Here is a 21,377-nt window from a genome sequence, read left to right as displayed (position 1 = left end):
TCCCTTTGGGAAAACGAAAGATTACAGTGCCTTCATGGTGCCTTTCGGCAGAACGGCAGCTACGAAGTCACGTTTGATAACCACTTCAGTGGTGTCGTTCAGTGCGATAACAACATAGCCGGTTTCAGCGACTTTAGTTACGCGACCGACCAGGCCACCGTTGGTCAGCACTTCGTCACCTTTAGCGATGGAGTCCATCAGCTTCTTGTGCTCTTTAGTGCGTTTCTGCTGTGGGCGCAGGATCATGAAGTAGAAAATCAGACCGAACACCACCAGCATCAGGATCAGAGACATCGGGCTGCCCTGGCCCGGGGCACCGGTTGCTGCTACCGCATCAGAAATAAAAAAGCTCATTCAAATTCCCTCATTATTAAAATTAATCAACGTTCAAAGGTGGAACCGGTCGACCCTGACGTTGGTAAAAGTCCGTCACGAAGCTCTCTAATTTACCCTCTTCGATAGCCTTACGTAAACCAGCCATTAAACGCTGATAATAGCGTAGGTTATGAATGGTATTGAGACGCGCGCCCAATATTTCGTTGCAACGGTCGAGATGATGCAAGTAGGCACGTGAATAATTGCGACAAGTGTAGCAATCACACTCCGCATCCAGCGGGCTGGTGTCGCTCTTATACTTCGCATTACGGATTTTTACGACGCCGTCGGTCACAAACAGGTGGCCATTACGGGCATTTCGCGTCGGCATGACGCAGTCAAACATATCGATACCGCGACGCACGCCTTCCACCAGATCTTCCGGCTTACCGACGCCCATCAGGTAACGCGGTTTGTCCGTTGGGATCTGCGGGCAGACGTGCTCAAGGATGCGATGCATATCTTCTTTCGGCTCGCCGACAGCCAAACCGCCGACAGCGTAGCCATCAAAGCCTATCTCTACCAGACCTTTAACAGAGATATCACGTAAATCTTCGTAAACGCTGCCCTGGATAATACCGAACAGCGCATTTTTGTTACCCAGGCCGTCAAAACGGTCGCGGCTGCGCTTCGCCCAGCGCAGGGACATTTCCATTGAGCGCTTGGCGTAATCCCAGTCCGCCGGATACGGCGTACATTCATCGAAGATCATCACGATATCGGAGCCGAGATCGTACTGAATCTCCATGGATTTTTCTGGATCGAGGAAAATCGGATCGCCGTTGATCGGGTTACGGAAGTGCACACCCTGCTCGGTGATCTTACGAATATCACCGAGGCTGAACACCTGGAAGCCGCCGGAATCGGTCAGGATCGGACCTTTCCACTGCATGAAATCATGCAGATCGCCGTGCAGTTTCATGATCTCCTGACCCGGGCGCAGCCACAGGTGGAAGGTGTTGCCGAGAATGATTTGCGCGCCGGTCGCTTCAACTTCTTCCGGCGTCATACCTTTAACGGTGCCGTAGGTACCGACAGGCATAAAGGCTGGCGTTTCCACTACGCCACGATCAAACACCAGGCGGCCGCGGCGCGCGCGTCCATCGGTGGTATCCAGTTCAAATTTCATCTAAAACTCCTGCGTCAGAAAAACAGTCCGACGTTTTAAACACTCATGCCAGGGATTTACTCCCCGACACGCTCAGAAATAGCCTGCGGATTGTACGTGATAAACATGGCATCACCGTAACTAAAAAAGCGATATTGTTGTTCTACCGCAGCCTTGTAGGCATTCATGGTGTGCTGATAGCCCGCGAAAGCGGAGACCAGCATAATCAGTGTTGATTCAGGCAGATGGAAGTTGGTCACCAGCGCATCAATCACCTGATACTGATAGCCCGGAAAAATAAAGATCTGCGTGTCGCCAAAGAACGGAGCAATCAGCGCGTCTTTGGCGGCCTGTGCGGCGCTCTCAAGCGAACGCACTGAGGTGGTTCCTACCGCAATAACCCGGCTTCCGCGCGCTTTCGCCGCCAGCACCGCATCAACCACGTCCTGCGGCACTTCGGCATATTCAGAGTGCATGATGTGGTCTTCGATAGTATCAACGCGCACCGGCTGGAAGGTTCCCGCCCCCACGTGCAGCGTCACGAACGCCATCTCAATACCTTTTTCACGAAGCTTCGCCAGCAGCGGTTCATCAAAGTGCAGCCCGGCGGTTGGCGCCGCAACGGCACCCGGTTTCTGGCTGTAGACGGTCTGGTACAGCTCGCGGTCGGCGTCTTCGTCCGGGCGGTCGATGTACGGCGGCAGCGGCATATGGCCGATGGCATTCAGGATGTCCAGCACCGGACGTTCGTCATTAAACTCGACTTCAAACAGCGCGTCGTGACGGGCAACCATTGTTGCGTTGATGCTTTCGTCATCCCCGAGCAGCAGTTCAGCGCCCGGCTTCGGCGCTTTAGATGCGCGAATATGTGCCAGAATACGTTTATCATCGAGCATACGTTCGACCAGGACTTCAATCTTGCCGCCGCTGGCTTTACGGCCAAACAGGCGCGCCGGGATCACGCGGGTATTATTAAAGACCAGCAGATCGCCAGGGTTGAGCTTGTCGAGCAGATCGGTGAAAGTACCGTGCGTCAGCGCGCCCGTTGGCCCATCCAGCGACAGCAAGCGGCAACCGCTGCGTTCTGGCTGTGGATAGTGGGCAATCAGGGAATCTGGCAATTCAAAAGAGAAATCGGCAACGCGCATGACTTATACTCGTGACTTAAAAACAGGCGGCTTAGTCTAGTGCCCGCGCCCCTTCGCTGCAACACTTAGCCACCACCGGACCGATGAACACATGAATTTTCTTGCTCATTTACACCTCGCTCACCTGGCTGACAGCTCCCTGTCAGGAAATTTGCTGGCCGACTTCGTGCGCGGGAATCCTGATGCGCTGTACCCGCCAGCCATCGTAGACGGCATTCATATGCATCGGCGCATCGACGTGCTCACCGATAATCTTCCGGAAGTGAAAGAAGCGCGAGAGTGGTTCCGCCCGCAAACTCGCCGGGTGGCGCCTATCACGCTTGATGTCATGTGGGATCACTTCCTCTCCCGTCACTGGGAAAGTATCTCCCCCGACCTGCCGCTTGATGAGTTCGTGCGCTACGCCCACGCCCAGGTCAGTGAGATCCTGCCGGATTCTCCGCCGCGCTTTGTCAATTTAAACGACTATTTATGGTCTGAACGCTGGCTTGAGCGCTACCGGGAGATGGCGTTTATTCAGCGCGTGTTGAACGGTATGGCAAGCCGCCGACCGCGCCTGGAAGCCCTTGGCGACTCGTGGCACGATCTCGATGCCCACTACGAACAACTGGAAATTCGCTTCTGGCAGTTTTACCCGCGGATGATGGATCAAGCGCAAAAGAGAGCACTATAAGACTTGCGGTTTATCACAGAATCGCTATCTTAGGAGGGCTTTTTAAAAGCTATTGATAGGTGAAAACTATCTCATTGATTGTCAGCATCACGTTGAGCTTAGCCGTACCACTCCCTATACTGGCCCGCGTTGCGTTCCATTAACCTTATAAATGTAAAGGAGAACCCCATGGTTCTGGTTACTCGTCAGGCTCCAGACTTTACCGCTGCAGCAGTTCTGGGCAACGGTGAAATCGTTGAAAAATTCAACTTCAAACAGCACACCAACGGTAAAGCAACCGTTCTGTTCTTCTGGCCGATGGACTTTACCTTCGTTTGCCCGTCTGAACTGATCGCGTTCGACAAACGTTACGAAGAATTCCAGAAACGTGGCGTTGAAGTTGTCGGTGTTTCTTTTGACTCCGAATTCGTCCACAACGCATGGCGTAACACCTCCGTCGACAAAGGCGGCATCGGTGCGGTGAAATACGCAATGGTTGCTGACGTTAAGCGTGAAATCCAGAAAGCATACGGTATCGAGCATCCGGAAGAAGGCGTTGCACTGCGCGGTTCCTTCCTGATCGACAAAAACGGCGTTGTGCGCCACCAGGTTGTGAACGACCTGCCGCTGGGCCGTAACATCGACGAAATGCTGCGTATGGTTGACGCGCTGCAGTTCCACGAAGAGCACGGCGAAGTGTGCCCGGCTCAGTGGGAAAAAGGGAAAGAAGGCATGAACGCGTCTCCGGACGGCGTTGCTAAGTACCTGAGCGAAAACGTTTCCAGCCTGTAATCTACGGCAAGCAAGAATGCAAAACGGCAACCTTATGGTTGCCGTTTTTTGTTTGCCCCTCTCCCTGTGGCAAGGGCTGTGCTCACAACACGCAGTGTCTGTTTAAAACGAGAAGCACGAGCACCCAAGTACGCCCCAGAAGGCCCGATCGTCTGATACCGGGATCCCTGACTGACGCGCGATATCGTGGGCGTGTCCGTGAACCCCGCAGCTACCAATGCACTGGTGCATCTGCACCACCGCGCCCACTTTACTGGCAACCGGCGGCGCGGAGCGGTAATGTCCAGGCACTTTCACCACCGGAGACCAGTCTGGTAATACCGGAATCGACGGCGGTGCCAGCGGACTGAAGTGCCCGGCGGCATACACGACCTTGCCATCAACCACCGTCAGCACAGACTCAATGCCTTTGATTTCCTCTTCCGGCACGCTGAAGTAATCCTTCGACAACACCACCAGATCGGCAAGCTGGTCCTTCACGATGCGCCCCTTCTTGCCCTGCTCGCTGGAGAACCATGCGCTACCGGCGGTCCACAGCTCAAGGGCGACGTCACGCGGCAGACGGTTATTGTCGTCATACATCGACAACCCACCGACGGTACGCCCGGACACCAGCCAGTACAGCGCCGTCCACGGGTTGTAGCTCGCGACACGGGTGGCATCGGTACCTAGGCCGACCGGCACGTCCAGCTCCAGCATCTTAGCCACCGGCGGCGTATGTTTAACCGCGTCTTTGCCATAGCGGTCGACAAAGTACTCGCCCTGGAACGCCATGCGGTGCTGTACCGCAATACCGCCGCCCAGTGCCTTCACGCGCTCAATATTGCGCTCGGTGATGGTCTCAGCGTGGTCGAAGAACCAGTGCAGGCCGTTAAACGGAATATCGCGGTTTACCTTCTCAAAGACGTCGAGCATCCGGCTGATGGATTCATCGTAGGTCGCATGCAGACGGAACGGCCAGCGATGCTCGACCAGGTGGCGTACTACGCGCTCAAGTTCGTCCTCCATCCCTTTCGGCAGGTCCGGGCGCGGCTGGAGGAAATCCTCAAAGTCAGCCGCCGAGAAGACCAGCATCTCCCCCGCCCCGTTGGCGCGGTAGAAATCGGTACCCTGGCCCGGCTTCAGCATATCGGTCCAGCGTTCGAAGTCGGCGAGTTCCTGCTGTGGTCGCTGGGTAAACAGGTTGTAGGCAATGCGCACCGTCATCTGCTTATTGGCGTGAAGCTGCTCAATGATTTCGTAATCTTCCGGGTAGTTCTGGAAGCCGCCGCCGGCATCGATGGCGCTGGTTAAGCCCAGACGGTTCAGCTCACGCATAAACTGACGGGTGGAGTTCACCTGCAGCTCCAGCGGCAGCTTCGGCCCTTTCGCCAGCGTTGAGTAGAGGATCATGGCATTCGGTTTTGCCACCAGCATCCCGGTTGGGTTGCCGTTCGCATCGCGGACTATCTCACCGCCTGCAGGATCCGGCGTTTCTTTGGTGTAGCCAACCGCTTTCAGCGCCGCGCGGTTGAGCAGCGCACGATCGTAGAGGTGCAGCACAAACACCGGCGTATCCGGTGCGGCTTCATTCAGCTCTTCAATCGTCGGCATCCGGCGTTCGGCAAACTGGAATTCGCTCCAGCCACCGACCACCCGCACCCACTGCGGTGACGGCGTTCGCGCCGCCTGGTCTTTCAGCATTCGCAGCGCATCGGCAAGTGACGGAACACCTTCCCAGCGCAGTTCCAGATTGTAGTTGAGCCCCCCGCGGATCAAATGCAGGTGGGAATCGTTGAGCCCCGGGATCACCGTGTGACCTTTGAGATCGACGATCTGTGTGCCGTCGGCGGCATAGCTCATTATCCGATCGTGAGTCCCGGTGGCGATAATTTTTCCGTTGGCGATAGCGACCGCTTCCGCCAGCGGAGTCGTACGGTCCAGCGTGTGGATCTGACCGTGAGTGAGGATCAGAGAAGCAGTTTGAGACATAGCAATCTCCTGATAGCCGGATCAGGCCTTCTTCAGCCATCCGGCAAATAGACGGGTTACGATGGGCATCCAGAGCCAGACGACCAGCGCAACCACACAGGCATCGTTAATCAGATGCAGCAGCAGGGAACCTTTGAGCGAAGGCAACAGCATTCCGGTTACCCACGGCACCAGATTGGTGCTGGGGAAAATCACCAGCAAGGTGATGAGGAACTGCTTCCAGCGCTTCGGCTGGCGCACATGCGCCGTCGGAGGAGTGAACCAGAATGCCGCTTCGGTGCGCACTTCGGTATGGTCGCCCTCGGTCAGCAGCGGCGTAATTTCATCAACCAGCTGTTTGCGGGTTTCCGACTGCGTCCAGGCGTATAAATGCTCAAGCGTGTCGAAGCGGATAATTATGTTCCACAGGTTCTGCCCCACCCCCGGGCGAATCACGTTCGCGCCAAGGTGCCCAGGAAATTCCGCCGCAATGGGCATGATTTTCCCGAGCCACGCCTCATAGCGGTCTGCATCTTCTGGATTCAGGGCATGGGTAATAACCAACGTGACATGTTTCTGTTGCGTCATGATGAGGGGTTCCTTGCGCCAGGCATCAGGCGGGATTGCTCCCGCCTGTACTTCATCTTCAGGCTTTACGCTCTGGCGCGCCGTGCACCATGGTGTAGGCGTAGTCCACACCCATACCGTAAGCGCCGCTATGTTCACGCACCAGATCCATCACCGCGTCATAGGTCTCTTTACGCGACCAGTCACGCTGGTACTCAAGCAGCACCTGCTGCCAGGTCACCGGTACGGCACCCGCCTGCACCATCCGGTCGATGGCACGTTCATGAGCGTCAACGGAAGTGCCACCAGAGGTATCAGTGACCACGTAAACCTCGTAACCGGCTTCCAGCGCCATCAGGGCCGGGAAAGTCAGGCAGACTTCAGTCCACAGTGCTGAGATAATCAGTTTTTTACGCCCGGTCGCTTTTACGGCATTCACAAACCCGGCATCTTCCCAGGAATTCATGGAAGTACGTTCGATAGGCTTGACCTGCGGATGTACTGCCAGCAATTCCGGCCAGATATAGCCACTAAAACTTTTGGTTTCTACCGAGGTATAAATAACCGGTACGTTGAAAATCTTCCCGGCTTTCGCCAGCGCAACGGTATTATTTTTCAGGGTCTGGCGGTCAATATTGGCAACACCAAAGGCCATTTGCGGCTGATGGTCAATAAAGATAAGCGCCGAGTTAGATGGGTCAATTAATTCCCGAATAGACATAATACACTTTCCTAATCAACAGGTTAAATGGCAACGGTCGATGACTGTTGTGAACAATTGGATCCTGACGGAGAAAGCCTGTTGAGTATAGCCAGAAATTTCTAACGAGTTATTAAAGAAATTTTTCCATTTAAAGACAGCCATGCATCATTTTTATTTCTGTCAAAAAATCAGGTCTAAGCGTTCTGAATTATTCACTGGCATTGAATGAAGGCATTGGTTAAAAAAGAGTATAAATTTCCCGATGATACGCAGGCACTATGCGAATTAATCTTGATGTATTACTGATCCTCGACGCGCTGGAAAAGCACGGTTCTTTTGCCACCGCGGCAGAATCGCTGTTTAAAACCCCGGCCGCGCTCAGCTACATGATCCAGAAAATGGAAAGCGATCTGAATATCACCCTTCTCGATCGTTCCGGACACCGGGCAAAGTTTACCGATACTGGCCGAATCGTGCTGGAAAAAGGCCGTCTGCTGCTGAGTGCAGCGAAAGATCTTGAGAAACAGGCGGTGCAGCTCAGCTCCGGCTGGGAAAAAGAGCTCGCCATCGCCCTTGATGACTCTTTCCCGTTTGCCGCGCTACTACCCACGATTAACGCCTTTTATGCGCTGAACAAACAGACGCGGCTCAATTTTACGCACCACACGCTGGCGGGTTCATGGGAGGAGCTTACCCACAACGGCGCAGACATTATTCTTGGAGCCATCAACGAACCGCCAACCTCTGCCGCCTGGTCCTACAATATGCTTGGCACGCTGGATAACGTGTTCGTCGTTGCCCCTTCACACCCGCTGGCGCTGGTGGAGCAACCGCTCAGTAACGAACAGCTATGCCTGCATCTGGCGGTGGTGATTAGCGACAGCGCGCGCAGCTGTCACCCGATCAATAGCAACCTGATGGATGAACAGCCGCAGCTGCGAGTGGATGATTTTCACAGCAAGCTGACGCTGCTGCGCGCCGGAATGGGCTGCGGATTTCTGCCACGCTACATCGCCCGCCCCTGGCTTGAAAACGGCGAACTGGTGGAGAAAGAGGTGGTTTCGTTTCGCCAGAAAGATGTCGCCTATATGGCGTGGCGCAACAGCGATGACGGCCTGGCGCAGCGCTGGTGGCGCCAGGCGTTGCTCGAAAGCGAAGCCATTCGCGATATCTACCGCTGACGGCCGCTCCACACCGTGGCCGAAATCGCCGGCAGCGTCAGGACACCGTCGTGCAGGCTGCCGTGCCCCTCAACGCACTGGAGCGACGCTACCGTCAGCAGCGGCGAATCGTCGAGCACCACTTCGCAGGCTTCGCCGCGGTTAATAGCCACCAGCACGCGCTGCTGCTGCCAGACACGGACAAACACCACCACGTTATCTTCGGCATAAACCACCTGGCAGCCGCCGTGACGCAGCGCCTGCTGGCGCTGACGCAGGTGCGCCATCCGCTGATACAGCGCCAGCAGCGCCGTATCCTGTTGGCTGCTCTCCCACGGGAACGGCTTACGACAGAACGGATCGTTGTTCCCGTCAAGCCCCACTTCATCACCGTAATAAATGCAGGGGACACCGGGCCAGCTGAACAACCAGACCACTGCCAGCGGCAAACGCGCCACGTCTTTACCCAGTAAAGATTTAAAGCGCGCAGTATCGTGGCTGTCGAGCTGGTTAAACATCCGCAGCTGCTGCTGATGGGAAAGGCCGGCGCGATAGTTCTCCATCCACGCCATGCAGGTGCGGGCATCAATATGCTGCGGATCGTAAGAGATATCGGTATTAGCCAGGAATCCCCACAGCGGGAAGGTAAAACCGCGATAGTTCATCGCCGCATCTTCGGCATCAACCTGCAGCCACTGACGTGCGTCGCCAAAGTGTTCACCAACCACATAGGCCTCGGGCAGGGTCTCTTTTGCCGCGCGGGTAATGCCGGTGACGTGCTCGAGGTTATGCTTCGCCCCGCCGCCCTCGCCGAGCATATGCACCACATCGAGTCGCCAGCCGTCCATGTTCCACGGTGCTTTCAACCAGTGGCGCACAATACTGTCTTCACCACGGTAAATCTCATCGACCAGCCCTTCAGCACGGTAGTCCAGCTTCGGCAGGCTGGAATACCCCAGCCAGTCCAGCGCCTGACCTTCAGCCGAGAAGCTGTACCACTCTCTCGAAGGCGAGGCGGGATGATGGCAGGCTCCCTGCCCGCTCTGGTTGTGCCGGTCAAACCACGGATGGGTATCGCCGCTGTGATTGAAGACTCCGTCGAGGATCATGCGCATCCCCAGCCGCTGGGTATTGTGCCGCAGACGCAGCAGCGCAGCATCGCCGCCAAACTGCGGGTCGACGTGGCGGTAATCTTCGGTATCGTACTTATGTACGCTGGGGGCAGTGAATACCGGGTTGAGATACAGCGCCGTCACCCCGAGCTTTTTCAGGTACGGCAGCTTTTCGCTGATCCCGTCAAGATCGCCGCCGTAAAAGGTGGAGCCGCCAGCTTCTGCGGTAAGCGGTTCATCCCAGTCGCGCAGTACGGTCTCCCTTCCGGCCGCATGATGCCAGTACACCTTATCCTGTCCGGCGCTGCGGGTCCGGCTGCGGGCAAAACGATCGGGGAAAATCTGGTAGAACACCTGATCTGCCACCCACTGCGGTCCGCTGTCCGGAAAATCTACGGCAAATTGCTCAAGCTTTGCGGGGGGAAAGCGGTTAAAGCCCTGCGGGGTGAACCACAGCTGGCGGTTATCCCACAGCAGCTTAAAGCTGTAGCGACGGCGCGGCTGGCCTTCAGCGAGCGGAATATCCCCGCGCCAGACCGTTACATCGCCTGTGCCGGTGTTGCGCTGGCGCTTCATGGCAATGCCCAGCTCTTCGTTGTCCTGCTCGATACGCAGTACGACTCGCTGCGGCAGCGCATCGCCGCGCAGCCACAGGGTGACCGACAGTTTGTCTTGATGGTGTTTAATAAATGGGGCAACCGGAAGGTGCCAGGCATTCAGCATAACGCATCCCTCAGAACATAATGACGACACCTTGCCATAGCAGGGCACAGTATGACTCATCATCAGAACATTTATTGGGGGAGGATAACGGGGGAGGAGGGATTACCCCCTCTCCTGTCAGGAGAAGGGGTATACTCGTCATACTTCAAGCTGCAGGCGCGTTGGCGCTTTCCAGTTGGCGGTCGCGACGGCGCTTAAACGCCCAGCCAATCAGCAGCAGCACGATCCACGCGAAGCCGACGTACAGCGAAATACGGGTATCCGGGTGGTAACCGATAAGCGCAATGATAAATACCAGGAACACCACGCCCACGCTTGTCGTCACCACGCCGCCCGGGACTTTAAACTTCAACGCTTTGGCTTCTTCCGGCGACAGACGACGGCGGAAGGCAATCTGCGAAACCAGGATCATTATCCACACCCACACCGTCGCGAACGTCGCCAGCGATGCAATCACCAGGAAGACGTTCTCCGGCATGATGTAGTTGAGGTACACCGCCAGCAGCAGCGCCACCGTCATCACCGCAACGGTCACCCACGGCACACCACGGCTCGAGGTTTTAGCGAATACCTTCGGTGCACTGCCCTGCTCTGCCATACCGTGCAGCATACGCCCGACGCCGAAAACATCGCTGTTGATCGCCGAGAGCGACGCGGTCAGTACAACGAAGTTCAGGATACTGGCGGCAAACGTAATGCCTAAATGCTGGAAGGTCAGGACGAACGGACTCCCCTCGGTACCCACCTGGTTCCACGGGTAAATCGACATGATGACGAACAGCGTGCCCACATAGAACACCAGAATACGCATCGGCACAGAGTTGATGGCGCGCGGAATGGATTTCTCCGGGTCTTTTGCTTCCCCGGCGGTAATACCAATAATCTCGATACCGCCGTAGGCAAACATCACCATCTGCAGCGACATCACCATGCCTATCCAGCCGTTACTAAAGAACCCGCCGTTGCTCCACAAATTATGAATACCGGTAGGCTCGCCGCCGTTGCCAATCCCCCAGATGATGATACCGAAACCGGCAACGATCATGATGATGATGGTGGCGACTTTAAAGAACGAGAACCAGAACTCCAGTTCACCGAATACCTTCACGCTCATCAGGTTGATGGCGCAGATGAGCAGCACCACGCTCAGCACCCACACCCAGTGCGGTACCGTCGGGAACCAGACGCCCATGTAAATACCAAAGGCGGTCACGTCGGCAATGGCAACGATCAGAATTTCAAAACAGTAGGTCCAGCCGGTGATGTAACCCGCGAGCGGGCCAAGGTTGTCCTGCGCATAGCGCGAGAAAGAACTGGCGGAAGGGTTATGGACTGACATCTCGCCGAGGGCGCGCATAATAATGTATGCCGCCACGCCGCCGATGATATAGGCCAGCAGCACGCTGGGGCCAGCCATCTTAATTGCATCGGCTGAACCATAAAAGAGGCCGGTGCCGATAGCCGAACCGAGCGCCATAAAGCGGATGTGTCGGGCGGTAAGCCCGCGCTTTAGCTTGTTATTACTTTCCATCGTTCTCTGCCAAATTGTACAAAAACAAAAACCACGGGGTTCGTCACCCCGTGGTTAAATTTGTCACCGCGCACTAATTAATGTGCGTTCGATGCAACCTGACGACCGGCAGCGCGATCCCAGATAATAGCCAGAACCGCCATCACAATCGTCGGCATCAGCCAGGCAAGGCCCTGCTCCGCCATTGGCAGACGAGCCGTCCAGCCCGGCAGAATATCCGCAAACGCTGATGCTTTAACGCCGTCAAGGATACCAAAAATCAGGCTGATAAACATCGCCGGTGCAATAACGCGGGAAGAATTATGCCACCAGCCGCGGGTGAAGCTTAATACCACCAGTACGATACATGGCGGGTAAATAGCGGTCAGCACCGGGATGGAGATTTGAATCAGGTGGCTCAGGCCCAGGTTCGACACCGCCATCGAGAACAGGCCGAGAACGAAGACCAGCGTGCGGTAGGAGAACGGCAGATACTGCGCAAAGAACTCCGCACAGGCACAGGTCAGGCCCACCGCTGTAACCAGACAAGCAATGAAGATCAGCGCCGCTAACAGGAAGCTACCCGCACCACCAAAGGTATGCTGAACATAAGCATGCAGAATAGCAGCACCGTTGGCAGATTGATCCACAAGCGTCGCGCTATCGGAGCCCAGACGGAACAACGCCAGGTACAGCAGCGTCAGACCCACGCCCGCCATCAGGCCAGCAAGAACGGTGTAGCGAGCCAGCAGACGCGCTTCGGTTACGCCACGAGAACGCGCGGCGTTGACGATGACAATACCAAACACCATCGCACCCAGCGTATCCATGGTCAGATAGCCGTTGACGAAGCCGTTAGAGAACGGAGCTGTCTGGTAAGCCTCCAGCGCGTGGCTGATAGGGCCAGCAGGCCAGACAACCGCAGCAACAGACAGGATCACCAGCGCAATAATTTTCAGCGGTGCCAGGAAGTTACCCACGGTATCCAGCAGTTTGCCCGGATAGAGAGAAACCAGCATCACCAGCGCAAAGTAGATAACGCTATAGATGAACAGTGGCATCGCGCCATCACCGGTCAGCGGCGCAATCCCCACTTCAAAAGAAACGGTCGCGGTACGCGGCGTCGCGAACAGCGGGCCAACGGCCAGGTAGCAGACGGTCGCTAACAGAATACCGGCCACTTTACCGATAGGCGTGCTCAGGCTGTCGACACCACCACCCACTTTTGCCAGGGCGACAACGGTCAGCACCGGTAGGCCTACGGCGGTGATCAGGAAGCCGAACGCAGCGGTCCAGACGTGTTCGCCGGCCTGCAAGCCAACCATTGGAGGGAAAATGATGTTACCGGCGCCAACAAACAACGCAAAGGTCATAAAGCCCAGTGCGATGATGTCGCGAGATTTTAACTGATGGGTCATATCGTTCTAACTGCCTGTGGATGTGGTGTTGTCATTATACCCGTCATACTTCAAGTCGCATGTGCGTTGGCTTTCCTCGCTCACCCCAGTCACTTACCTGTGTAAGCTCCTGGGGATTCACTGCGTCGCCGCCTTCCTGCAACTCGAATTATTTGGGGTATAGAATAAATTCGCGTTCACCCTGACGGGATGATACAGCGGTAAGGTCAGCTGACTCAGCGGGATATTCTCCCGGATACGCGTAGCGAAGCATTGTTTTTGGTATTACTACGCGAATGCAGTTGGGATAAACCAGCATGAGGCGCAATTTAAACGCTTATAACGTTTTAAAGCAAGGAGGGATCGTAAAACCAGATGATTATGCTAATACTAATTTTCGCAATGGGATTATCTACCAGTTTTACAAAAAACATGTGGCTAATCATGCGAACAAAAAACAATCAGACGTTCATAAATACAGCGCTAAAAAATGAACTGCAAAGCAAACAGACCAGCCGAAGCTGGTCTGTGGAAAGTTAACCTGACAAGCGTCGATTCAGGCGCTGTTTTTGGCAATTAAACGTTCCGGAAGCAGGAAGCTAAAACGCGTCCCCTTGCCCAGGGTACTTTCAATTTCCAGGCGACTGTCGTGATGATTTACCGCATGTTTCACTATCGCCAGCCCCAGACCGCTGCCCCCGGTTTGCCGCGAACGCGCCTTATCAACACGGTAGAAGCGCTCGGTCAGGCGCGGAATGTGCTCCGGCGCAATCCCCGGGCCGTTGTCCTCCACGCTAAACAGCGCGCCGTGCGGTGCCCGTTGCCAGCGCACGGTTATCTCCGTGCCCGGAGGCGTGTGATTGATAGCGTTATACACCAGGTTGGATACCGCGCTACGCAGCTGCTCGTCGTTGCCCATCACCCGCAGGGAATCATCAATCTCAAAATGCAGCGTATGCTTTTTCTGACTGAGGGTCTGGGCTTCGCGCTCCACCACCCGCAGCATCATCGGCATATCAATACGATCGCTCAGCGCCATCATCGGTGCCGCTTCAATTTTTGACAGAGTCAGCAGTTGTTTAACCAACCCTTCCATCCGGTGAGTCTGTTCACGCATGGTATGCAGCGCTTTTTCACGCGTTGCACCTTCCAGCGTTTGCTCCTGCATCATCTCCAGATAGCCCTGTAATACGGTCAACGGTGTACGCAGCTCATGGCTGACGTTGGCAAAGAAGTTGCGCCGCGCACCTTCCAGCTGGTGCATCTGGGTCACGTCACGCGCCACCATCAGCCACTGATGCTCGCTGTACGGCATCACGCGAATTTCCAGATGACGACCATTATTCAGAACCAGATTCAACGGCTTTGAGAAATCACGATGTTTGAGGTGCTGAGCAAATTCCGGATAGCGCAGCAGGTTGAGGATATTTTGTCCGTTATCGTCCGGCCAGCGCAGCCCCAGCAGCTGTTGGGCCAGTCCGTTACACCAGAAGATAGCGCCTTCTCCGTTGGTCAGTACCACCGCATCCGGCAGCGACTCGGCACCGCTACGAAAGCGCTTGATCAGACTCCCCAGCTCACGGCGACGTTTTTTGTTACGCATCTGCATCTGATGCAGACCGTACAGCAGTGGCTCCCAGCTGCCTCGTCCCGGCGGCGGCGTCATGCTGCGATCAACCCATAACCACCAGGAAAGACGTAATAAATTCCAGAAATGCCAGATAAGCAGCCCGGTTACCGCCGCCAGTAAAAACCACGGCAAATAACCAAAAAATGCCCCGAGAATAAAGGCTGGGATACAACATAAGCAAAGCTCAAGCGCCAGCCTTCTCCATGACAGCCGTTCCAGCACGGGTCATACTCCTGTCAAATTTTAGAAACGGGCAGAAAAACGATATCCCGTACCGCGTACAGTTTGCACCATACGGTCGTGGCCGCTGTGCTCCAGCGCCTTACGCAGGCGGCGAATATGCACATCAACCGTTCTGTCTTCGACATACACGTTCGTTCCCCAGACGTGGTTCAGCAGTTGTTCGCGGCTATAAACACGCTCGGGATGCGTCATAAAGAAGTGTAATAACTTAAATTCTGTCGGCCCCATGTCCAGCGGATTTTCACCGGTCATGACGCGATGCGAAGTGGGATCGAGGCTCAGCCCCTGCATCTCAATTACCTCTTCCACCGCCATCGGTGAAATGCGGCGCATCACGGCTTTAATTCGGGCGACTAACTCTTTCGGCGAGAACGGTTTGGTAATGTAGTCATCCGCTCCGGTTTCCAGCCCCCGCACACGATCCTCTTCTTCCCCGCGCGCGGTCAGCATCATCACCGGAATATCACGCGTCATGGCTTCACGCTTGATATGTTTGATGAACTGTAACCCCGAACCACCCGGCAACATCCAGTCGAGCAGAATCAGATCTGGCCAGGGCTCATTGAGTTGATTCACGGCACTGTCATAATCTTCTGCTTCAACGGGTTGAAAGCCATTTTGCTCCAGAACGAAGCACACCATTTCGCGGATTGGAGCCTCATCTTCAACGACCAGAATTCGTCTCGCCATTATTTACCCTGTGATTTTTTAGTAGCAATTATAGAGTGCGGCGCCATTATGCGTCAGATTTGTGACAGATTTATGAAAAAGATGACCGACAGATGATACCTCTGCGGAGGCTTTATGACAGCCATCGACCCCACCGTATCTGAATGTTTATAATCTCCTTTATGCTTTTTTTGCTACGGAACCGCTATGCGCATCATTCATACCTCTGACTGGCATCTGGGCCAGAACTTTTACAGCAAGAGCCGGGCTCCAGAACACGAGGCCTTCCTCGACTGGCTGCTGCAAACGGCCGAAGCCCGTGAGGTGGATGCCATTATTGTGGCAGGTGACATCTTTGATACCGGTTCGCCGCCAAGCTACGCCCGCGAGCTGTACAACCGTTTTGTCGTCAAGCTACAGCAAACCGGCTGTCACCTGGTGGTGCTGGCGGGTAACCATGATTCCGTCGCCACGCTCAATGAATCACGCGATATTCTCGCCTTCCTTAATACGACCGTTGTCGCAAGCGCGGGCTGTCCACCCTGTGAGCTTATCCGCCGCGACGGCAGCGTGGGGGCCATTCTCTGCCCGGTGCCGTTCCTGCGCCCGCGCGATGTGGTCGTGAGCCAGGCCGGGCATTCTGCCCAGGAAAAACAGCACACGTTGCTTGCCGCAATCACCGATTACTACCAGCAACAATATGAGGCTGCGGTTGTGCTGCGCGGCGACCGCACGCTGCCGATTATTGCCAGCGGCCACCTGACCACCGTCGGTGCCAGCAAAAGTGACGCGGTACGCGACATCTATATAGGCACTCTCGATGCCTTCCCGGCGCAGAACTTCCCACCGGCGGACTACATCGCCCTCGGACATATTCACCGGGCGCAGAAAATTGGCGGCAGCGAGCACATTCGCTACTGCGGCTCACCGATTGCGCTGAGCTTCGACGAAACCGGTAAAAGCAAAAGCGTGCATCTGGTGAACTTCGACGCAGGTAAACTTGCCAGCGTCGAGACCCTTGACGTGCCGGTCACCCAACCGCTGGCGGTGCTGAAAGGTGATTTCGCCAGCGTCAGCGATCAGCTCGCCCGCTGGCCAGAAACGTCGGAAGCCGTCACTTGGCTTGATATCGAAATCAACAGCGAAGAGTACCTGCACGACCTGCAGCGTAAAATTCAGGCCCAGACGGAGGCACTTGCGGTTGAGGTCCTGCTGATCCGCCGCAGCCGCGAGCAGCGGGAGCGCATTATCGCAGGCGAACAGCGCGAAACCCTGAGTGAACTCAAAGTTGAAGAGGTCTTTGCCCGCCGCCTCGCACTGGAAGAATTTGACGACGGTCAGCAGGGTCGCCTGCACCAGCTTTTCGACGATACCCTGCAAAGCCTCTCCGGGGAGGAAAACGTATGAAAATCCTCAGCCTGCGCTTAAAAAACCTCAACTCGCTGAAAGGCGAATGGAAAATTGATTTCACCGCCGAGCCGTTCGCCAGCAACGGTCTGTTTGCCATCACCGGCCCGACCGGGGCCGGAAAAACCACATTGCTCGATGCCATCTGCCTCGCGCTGTACCATGAAACACCGCGTCTTAATACCGTCTCACAGTCGCAAAACGATCTGATGACCCGCGATACCGCCGAGTGTCTGGCCGAGGTGGAATTTGAGGTGAAAGGCACCGGCTATCGCGCCTTCTGGAGCCAGAACCGGGCGCGTAACCAGCCCGATGGCAACCTGCAGGCACCGCGCGTTGAGCTGGCGCGTACTGAAGACGGCAAGATCCTTGCGGATAAAGTGAAAGACAAGCTGGAGCTTACCGCCACGCTCACCGGGCTCGACTACGGTCGCTTTACCCGCTCGATGCTGCTGTCGCAGGGGCAGTTTGCCGCTTTCCTCAATGCCAAACCGAAAGAGCGCGCCGAGCTGCTCGAAGAGCTCACCGGAACCGAAATCTACGGACAAATTTCGGCGATGGTGTTTGAAAAGCACAAAACCGCCAAAACCGAGCTGGAGAAGCTGGAGGCGCAGGCCTCCGGGGTGATGCTTCTGAGCGAGGAGCAGAAACAGGCGCTTGTGCAACGTTTGCAGGTACTTACTGACGAAGAAAAAGCGTACCTGGCGCAGCAGCAGCGTCTGCAAAGCTGGCAGCAGTGGCTGGAGCGTGAACAGGAGCGCCAGCAGGGGCAACGACAGGCCCAGCAAATGCTTGCTCAGGCGCAGCAGGCGCTCGACGAAGCCAGACCGCAGCTTGAATCCCTGGCGCAGGCGCAGCCTGCCGAACAGCTGCGTCCGTTATGGCAGCGGGTACAGGATCACCACAGTGAAGTGACCCAGGTTCAGCAGCAGAGTGAAGAAGTAAATACTCGCTTACAGGCCAGCCTGCGCCAGCGTGAACAGATCCGCACAGCCGCGGATGCCCGCCATGCTGCTCTCACTCAGGAACTGAGTACCCTCAGCGCATGGTTGAAAACCCATGACCACCTGCGTCAGTGGCCGCAGGCACTTGGCGGCTGGCGTGCTGACTTTGCCCACCAGGCGCAGAACGCCAGTCGGCTACAGACGCTCACACTGCGTGAGCAGGCGCTTAGCCAGCAGTTGAACGCGCTCCCTGCCAGCACACTAACGCTTGAAAGCGACGACGTGACCGCAGCGCTGGCCCGGCATACGGCGGCCAGACCGCAGCGCCAGCAATTACACAGCCTGTACAGCAGCGCTGCCCCGCTGGAAACACGCCGCCGGCAGTTGCAAACGGCACTCGACCAGCGTCAGCAGGATGTCGCCAGACAGCGCGCCGAACTTGACCTGCGCCGCCAGCAGTATAAAGAGAAGCAGCAGCAGTTGACCGACGTCCGGGCGCTGTGCGAAATGGAAGCGACCATCGTGCGCCTTGAGGCCGAACGCGCCCGCCTGCAGCCCGGTGCGCCCTGTCCGTTATGCGGTGCCACCGATCATCCGGCGGTCGCCGAGTATCAGGCGCTGCAGCCCGGAGTCAACCAGACCCGCCGGGATGCCCTCGAGCTGGAGGTGAAAAAGCTGGCGGAAGATGGTGCCAGCCTGCGTGGCCAGCTTGAAGCGCTGGATAAGCAACTGGCAAATGAACAACGCGAGCTGCAGAGCATCCTTGAGCAAGAGCAGGCGCTTACTCTGCAATGGCAAACGCTGACCGCCGGGCTACAGATCTCGCTGACCCCGAACGACGACATCCCCGGCTGGCTGAGTGCCCAGGACGAGCACGAGCAGCAGCTCTACCGCCACAGCCAGCGCCTGAGTCTGACCCAGCAAATAGCAGAAGTAGCCCGCGAGCGCAGCGCGTTGATGCAGGAAAGCGAAGAACGGCGTACTCGCCTCGAAACGGCGCTCACCGCTTTCGGCCTGACGTTACCGGCAAGCGGTGAAGAAAACGCCTGGCTTGCCGGACGTGAACAGGAGAGCCAGCAGTGGCAGCGTCAGGGCGAAGTGCACCATCAGCTGGAGCAGCAGCTCGCCCAGCTTCAACCATTGCTGGATACCCTGCCGGCGGCACAATCGGATGAGGCGGCAGCATCGACAGACCTGAGCCGATGGCAGCAGGTGCACAGCGAGTGCGTCTCCCTGCAAAGCCAGTGGCAAACTCTGCAGCAGCAGGCGCAGCAGATCCAGCAGCGCCTTGGGCAGGCGCAAGAGAGCTTTGATAACGCGCTGGCGGCAAGCCAGTTCCGCGATCGCGAAGCGTTCCTCGCCGCCCTGCTGGATGACGCCGAACGCCAGCGTTTACAGACGCTTTCGCAGACGCTTGAAAGTCAGTTACAGCAGGCTCAGGCGCTGGCTAACCAGGCCCGGCAGGCGTTGAAAACCCATCTGGAACAGCGCCCGGCAGACCCGGAAATGCCTGCCGATCGCCTGGTGGTGCAAACGCAGCTTCAGCAACTGGCGCAGCAGATCCGCGATAACAGTGCCAGCCAGGGCGAACAACGTCTGCAGTTAAAACAGGATGAGGAGCATCGCCAGAAACAGCAGGCGCTACACGAAGCGATCGCCCGCGCCGCCGAGACGCTGGAAGACTGGAGCACCCTGAACGCACTGATTGGCTCCAAAGAGGGTGATAAATTCCGCAAATTCGCCCAGGGGCTCACCCTCGACAACCTGGTGTGGCTGGCAAACCAGCAGTTAACTCGCCTTCACGGGCGCTATCTGCTGCAACGCAAAGCCAGCGAAGCGCTGGAGCTGGAAGTGGTCGATACCTGGCAGGCCGACGCCGTGCGCGATACCCGCACCCTTTCCGGCGGTGAAAGCTTCCTGGTGAGCCTCGCGCTGGCGCTGGCGCTCTCCGATCTCGTCAGCCATAAGACACGAATTGACTCGCTGTTCCTTGACGAAGGTTTTGGCACCCTGGATAGCGAAACGCTGGATACGGCGCTGGATGCGCTGGATGCACTGAACGCCAGTGGCAAAATTATTGGCGTGATAAGCCACGTGGAAGCGATGAAAGAGCGCATCCCGGTGCAGATCAAGGTGAAGAAAATTAACGGACTGGGCTACAGCCGCCTGGATAAGGCGTTTGCCGTCGAGTGACAGGCGCTACGCTTTTCCAGGCCCGATAAGCAATGCGCATCGGGCACAAGCCGGATAAGGCTGCGCCTTATCCGGCCTACAATACAGCCCCGAATACTACAGCGGCCACAACCATGCGGCGCCGCGCACGCCGCTGGAATCGCCATGCATGGCTTTGCGAATCGGGGTTTCGCACTCGCCGCCAAACACCCAGTTTTTCACAAGCTCTGGCACCGTCTGGTACAAACGATCGACGTTGCTCATCCCACCGCCGAGCACGATAACGTCCGGATCGAGAATATTCACCACGTGCGCCAGCGACTTCGCCAGTCGCTGCTCGTAACGGCTCATGGCCTGCTCTGCCAGCAAGTCTTTCGCCTCGACCAGGCGCATAATCTCACTCCCGGCAAGCGGCTGGCCGCTAAGGCGCTGATAGTCCGTCGCAAACCCGGTACCGGAGATAAAGGTTTCAATACACCCTTGCTTACCGCAGTAACAGGGAACCTCCGCGCGATAGCGCAGTTCATCTTCATCCATCCACGGCAGCGGGTTGTGCCCCCACTCACCGGCGGTGCCATTACCACCGATATGCGCGCGACCGCCAAGCGCCACGCCCGCTCCGCAACCGGTACCAATAATGACCGCAAACACCGTCTGTGCCCCGGCGGCAGCGCCGTCAACGGCTTCAGATACCGCAAGACAGTTGGCGTCGTTCGCCAACCGTACTTCCCGGTTCAGACGACGGCTCAAATCCTTGTCGAACGGCTGACCGTTGAGCCACGTCGAGTTGGCATTTTTAATCACCCCGGTATAGGGAGAAAGCGACCCGGGGATCCCCACGCCGACCGTCGCGCGCTCGCCTACGGTGGTTTCTGCCATTTCGACAAGCGTTGCAATCGTTTCGATGGTGTTGTGGTAGTCCTCACGCGGCGTCGGCAGACGGTGCCGGTAAAGCTGTACGCCTGCGTTGCTGAGCGCAATCACCTCAGTTTTCGTGCCGCCTAAATCAATCCCAATTCGCACAGATAGCCCCTCTGAACCTGATTAACAATGCAAGCATACCGACAATTCGCTATCATGCCCGCAGGATTTAACGACAAAGCCGTGGAAAAATA

17 protein-coding genes are annotated in these 21,377 nt (G+C 56.6%); 5 read left to right on the top strand and 12 right to left on the bottom strand.

All coding sequences use genetic code 11. The features are described 5' to 3' along the window. Positions 1–21: 21 nt before the first annotated feature. From yajC to queA, 3 genes are read right to left on the bottom strand one after another with little or no spacing between them, the layout of a single operon-like run. Entirely contained in the window at positions 22–354 is a 333-nt protein-coding gene (gene yajC, locus C7387_RS20595) for a preprotein translocase subunit YajC (RefSeq protein ID WP_006818750.1), read from the bottom strand. A 22-nt stretch (positions 355–376) separates the two neighbouring features. After that, positions 377–1,504, bottom strand: a complete 1,128-nt coding sequence (tgt, locus tag C7387_RS20590; protein ID WP_006818749.1) for a tRNA guanosine(34) transglycosylase Tgt — start codon at positions 1,502–1,504, stop codon at positions 377–379. A 56-nt stretch (positions 1,505–1,560) separates the two neighbouring features. Continuing rightward, complete coding sequence (gene queA, locus C7387_RS20585) at positions 1,561–2,631, bottom strand: tRNA preQ1(34) S-adenosylmethionine ribosyltransferase-isomerase QueA (protein WP_038254217.1); 1,071 nt, start codon at positions 2,629–2,631, stop codon at positions 1,561–1,563. 91 nt (positions 2,632–2,722) lie between these two features. Here queA and acpH point away from each other — a divergent pair, with 91 nt between their 5' ends. Further along, on the top strand, positions 2,723–3,304 hold the full coding sequence (acpH, locus tag C7387_RS20580) for an ACP phosphodiesterase (protein ID WP_038254215.1): 582 nt from the start codon (positions 2,723–2,725) through the stop codon (positions 3,302–3,304). A gap of 168 nt (positions 3,305–3,472) precedes the next feature. Continuing rightward, a complete protein-coding gene (locus C7387_RS20575; RefSeq protein WP_006818745.1) occupies positions 3,473–4,075 on the top strand; it encodes a peroxiredoxin C in 603 nt (200 codons plus the stop codon). 102 nt (positions 4,076–4,177) lie between these two features. On the opposite strand, the gene C7387_RS20570 is transcribed toward C7387_RS20575, so the two are convergent. Genes C7387_RS20570 through C7387_RS20560 form a run of 3 tightly spaced genes read right to left on the bottom strand, consistent with a single transcriptional unit; the run spans position 4,178 to position 7,313 of the window. Beyond that, positions 4,178–6,046: an amidohydrolase gene (locus C7387_RS20570; RefSeq protein ID WP_006818744.1), complete on the bottom strand. Its 1,869-nt coding sequence runs from the start codon at positions 6,044–6,046 to the stop codon at positions 4,178–4,180. Between the two features lie 21 nt (positions 6,047–6,067). Next, positions 6,068–6,613 carry an antibiotic biosynthesis monooxygenase gene (locus tag C7387_RS20565; RefSeq protein WP_120817384.1) on the bottom strand — a complete coding sequence of 182 codons (546 nt, stop codon included), beginning with the start codon at positions 6,611–6,613 and terminating at the stop codon, positions 6,068–6,070. Between the two features lie 58 nt (positions 6,614–6,671). Continuing rightward, the gene (locus C7387_RS20560) at positions 6,672–7,313 is read right to left on the bottom strand and encodes a hydrolase (protein WP_006818742.1); all 642 of its coding nucleotides are present in this window, start codon (positions 7,311–7,313) and stop codon (positions 6,672–6,674) included. Between the two features lie 260 nt (positions 7,314–7,573). On the opposite strand from C7387_RS20560, the gene C7387_RS20555 reads away from it, so the two are divergent. Beyond that, positions 7,574–8,476, top strand: a complete 903-nt coding sequence (locus C7387_RS20555; RefSeq protein ID WP_120817383.1) for a LysR substrate-binding domain-containing protein — start codon at positions 7,574–7,576, stop codon at positions 8,474–8,476. Here C7387_RS20555 and malZ read toward each other — a convergent pair. The 5 genes from malZ to phoB form a co-directional block, all read right to left on the bottom strand. Beyond that, a complete protein-coding gene (gene malZ / locus C7387_RS20550) occupies positions 8,467–10,290 on the bottom strand; it encodes a maltodextrin glucosidase (protein WP_120817382.1) in 1,824 nt (607 codons plus the stop codon). The genes C7387_RS20555 and malZ overlap by 10 nt on opposite strands. A 145-nt stretch (positions 10,291–10,435) precedes the next feature. Beyond that, entirely contained in the window at positions 10,436–11,821 is a 1,386-nt protein-coding gene (gene proY, locus C7387_RS20545; RefSeq protein ID WP_120817381.1) for a proline-specific permease ProY, read from the bottom strand. Between the two features lie 77 nt (positions 11,822–11,898). Further along, the gene (brnQ, locus tag C7387_RS20540; protein WP_120817380.1) at positions 11,899–13,218 is read right to left on the bottom strand and encodes a branched-chain amino acid transporter carrier protein BrnQ; all 1,320 of its coding nucleotides are present in this window, start codon (positions 13,216–13,218) and stop codon (positions 11,899–11,901) included. A 535-nt stretch (positions 13,219–13,753) separates the two neighbouring features. Further along, positions 13,754–15,049 (bottom strand): phosphate regulon sensor histidine kinase PhoR, encoded by a 1,296-nt coding sequence (gene phoR, locus C7387_RS20535; RefSeq protein WP_040903354.1) that lies wholly within the window; start codon positions 15,047–15,049, stop codon positions 13,754–13,756. A gap of 21 nt (positions 15,050–15,070) precedes the next feature. Then, positions 15,071–15,760 carry a phosphate response regulator transcription factor PhoB gene (gene phoB / locus C7387_RS20530; protein WP_006818736.1) on the bottom strand — a complete coding sequence of 230 codons (690 nt, stop codon included), beginning with the start codon at positions 15,758–15,760 and terminating at the stop codon, positions 15,071–15,073. A 186-nt stretch (positions 15,761–15,946) separates the two neighbouring features. On the opposite strand from phoB, the gene sbcD reads away from it, so the two are divergent. Then, positions 15,947–17,146, top strand: coding sequence for an exonuclease subunit SbcD (sbcD, locus tag C7387_RS20525; RefSeq protein WP_120817379.1), 1,200 nt, complete (start codon positions 15,947–15,949; stop codon positions 17,144–17,146). Beyond that, the gene (gene sbcC / locus C7387_RS20520) at positions 17,143–20,283 is read left to right on the top strand and encodes an exonuclease subunit SbcC (RefSeq protein WP_120817378.1); all 3,141 of its coding nucleotides are present in this window, start codon (positions 17,143–17,145) and stop codon (positions 20,281–20,283) included. The genes sbcD and sbcC overlap by 4 nt, the downstream gene beginning before the upstream one ends. Before the next feature lie 96 nt (positions 20,284–20,379). Here sbcC and mak read toward each other — a convergent pair whose 3' ends face one another. Then, positions 20,380–21,285 (bottom strand): fructokinase, encoded by a 906-nt coding sequence (gene mak, locus C7387_RS20515; protein WP_038254201.1) that lies wholly within the window; start codon positions 21,283–21,285, stop codon positions 20,380–20,382. Positions 21,286–21,377: the final 92 nt, after the last annotated feature.

Source organism: Yokenella regensburgei (assembly GCF_003634235.1).
Taxonomy (GTDB): domain Bacteria; phylum Pseudomonadota; class Gammaproteobacteria; order Enterobacterales; family Enterobacteriaceae; genus Yokenella; species Yokenella regensburgei.
This window is presented reverse-complemented; position numbering and strand designations above follow the sequence as displayed.

Excerpts from the sequence above, each read along its gene's own strand:
- C7387_RS20560 (WP_006818742.1), bottom strand. The coding sequence starts at position 7,313 with ATGTCTATTCGGGAATTAATTGACCCATCTAACTCGGCGCTTATCTTT.
- tgt (WP_006818749.1), bottom strand. The coding sequence starts at position 1,504 with ATGAAATTTGAACTGGATACCACCGATGGACGCGCGCGCCGCGGCCGC.
- C7387_RS20575 (WP_006818745.1), top strand. The coding sequence starts at position 3,473 with ATGGTTCTGGTTACTCGTCAGGCTCCAGACTTTACCGCTGCAGCAGTT.
- C7387_RS20570 (WP_006818744.1), bottom strand. The coding sequence starts at position 6,046 with ATGTCTCAAACTGCTTCTCTGATCCTCACTCACGGTCAGATCCACACG.
- acpH (WP_038254215.1), top strand. The coding sequence starts at position 2,723 with ATGAATTTTCTTGCTCATTTACACCTCGCTCACCTGGCTGACAGCTCC.
- sbcD (WP_120817379.1), top strand. The coding sequence starts at position 15,947 with ATGCGCATCATTCATACCTCTGACTGGCATCTGGGCCAGAACTTTTAC.
- sbcC (WP_120817378.1), top strand. The coding sequence starts at position 17,143 with ATGAAAATCCTCAGCCTGCGCTTAAAAAACCTCAACTCGCTGAAAGGC.
- queA (WP_038254217.1), bottom strand. The coding sequence starts at position 2,631 with ATGCGCGTTGCCGATTTCTCTTTTGAATTGCCAGATTCCCTGATTGCC.
- brnQ (WP_120817380.1), bottom strand. The coding sequence starts at position 13,218 with ATGACCCATCAGTTAAAATCTCGCGACATCATCGCACTGGGCTTTATG.
- proY (WP_120817381.1), bottom strand. The coding sequence starts at position 11,821 with ATGGAAAGTAATAACAAGCTAAAGCGCGGGCTTACCGCCCGACACATC.
- yajC (WP_006818750.1), bottom strand. The coding sequence starts at position 354 with ATGAGCTTTTTTATTTCTGATGCGGTAGCAGCAACCGGTGCCCCGGGC.
- C7387_RS20555 (WP_120817383.1), top strand. The coding sequence starts at position 7,574 with ATGCGAATTAATCTTGATGTATTACTGATCCTCGACGCGCTGGAAAAG.
- phoB (WP_006818736.1), bottom strand. The coding sequence starts at position 15,760 with ATGGCGAGACGAATTCTGGTCGTTGAAGATGAGGCTCCAATCCGCGAA.
- C7387_RS20565 (WP_120817384.1), bottom strand. The coding sequence starts at position 6,613 with ATGACGCAACAGAAACATGTCACGTTGGTTATTACCCATGCCCTGAAT.
- malZ (WP_120817382.1), bottom strand. The coding sequence starts at position 10,290 with ATGCTGAATGCCTGGCACCTTCCGGTTGCCCCATTTATTAAACACCAT.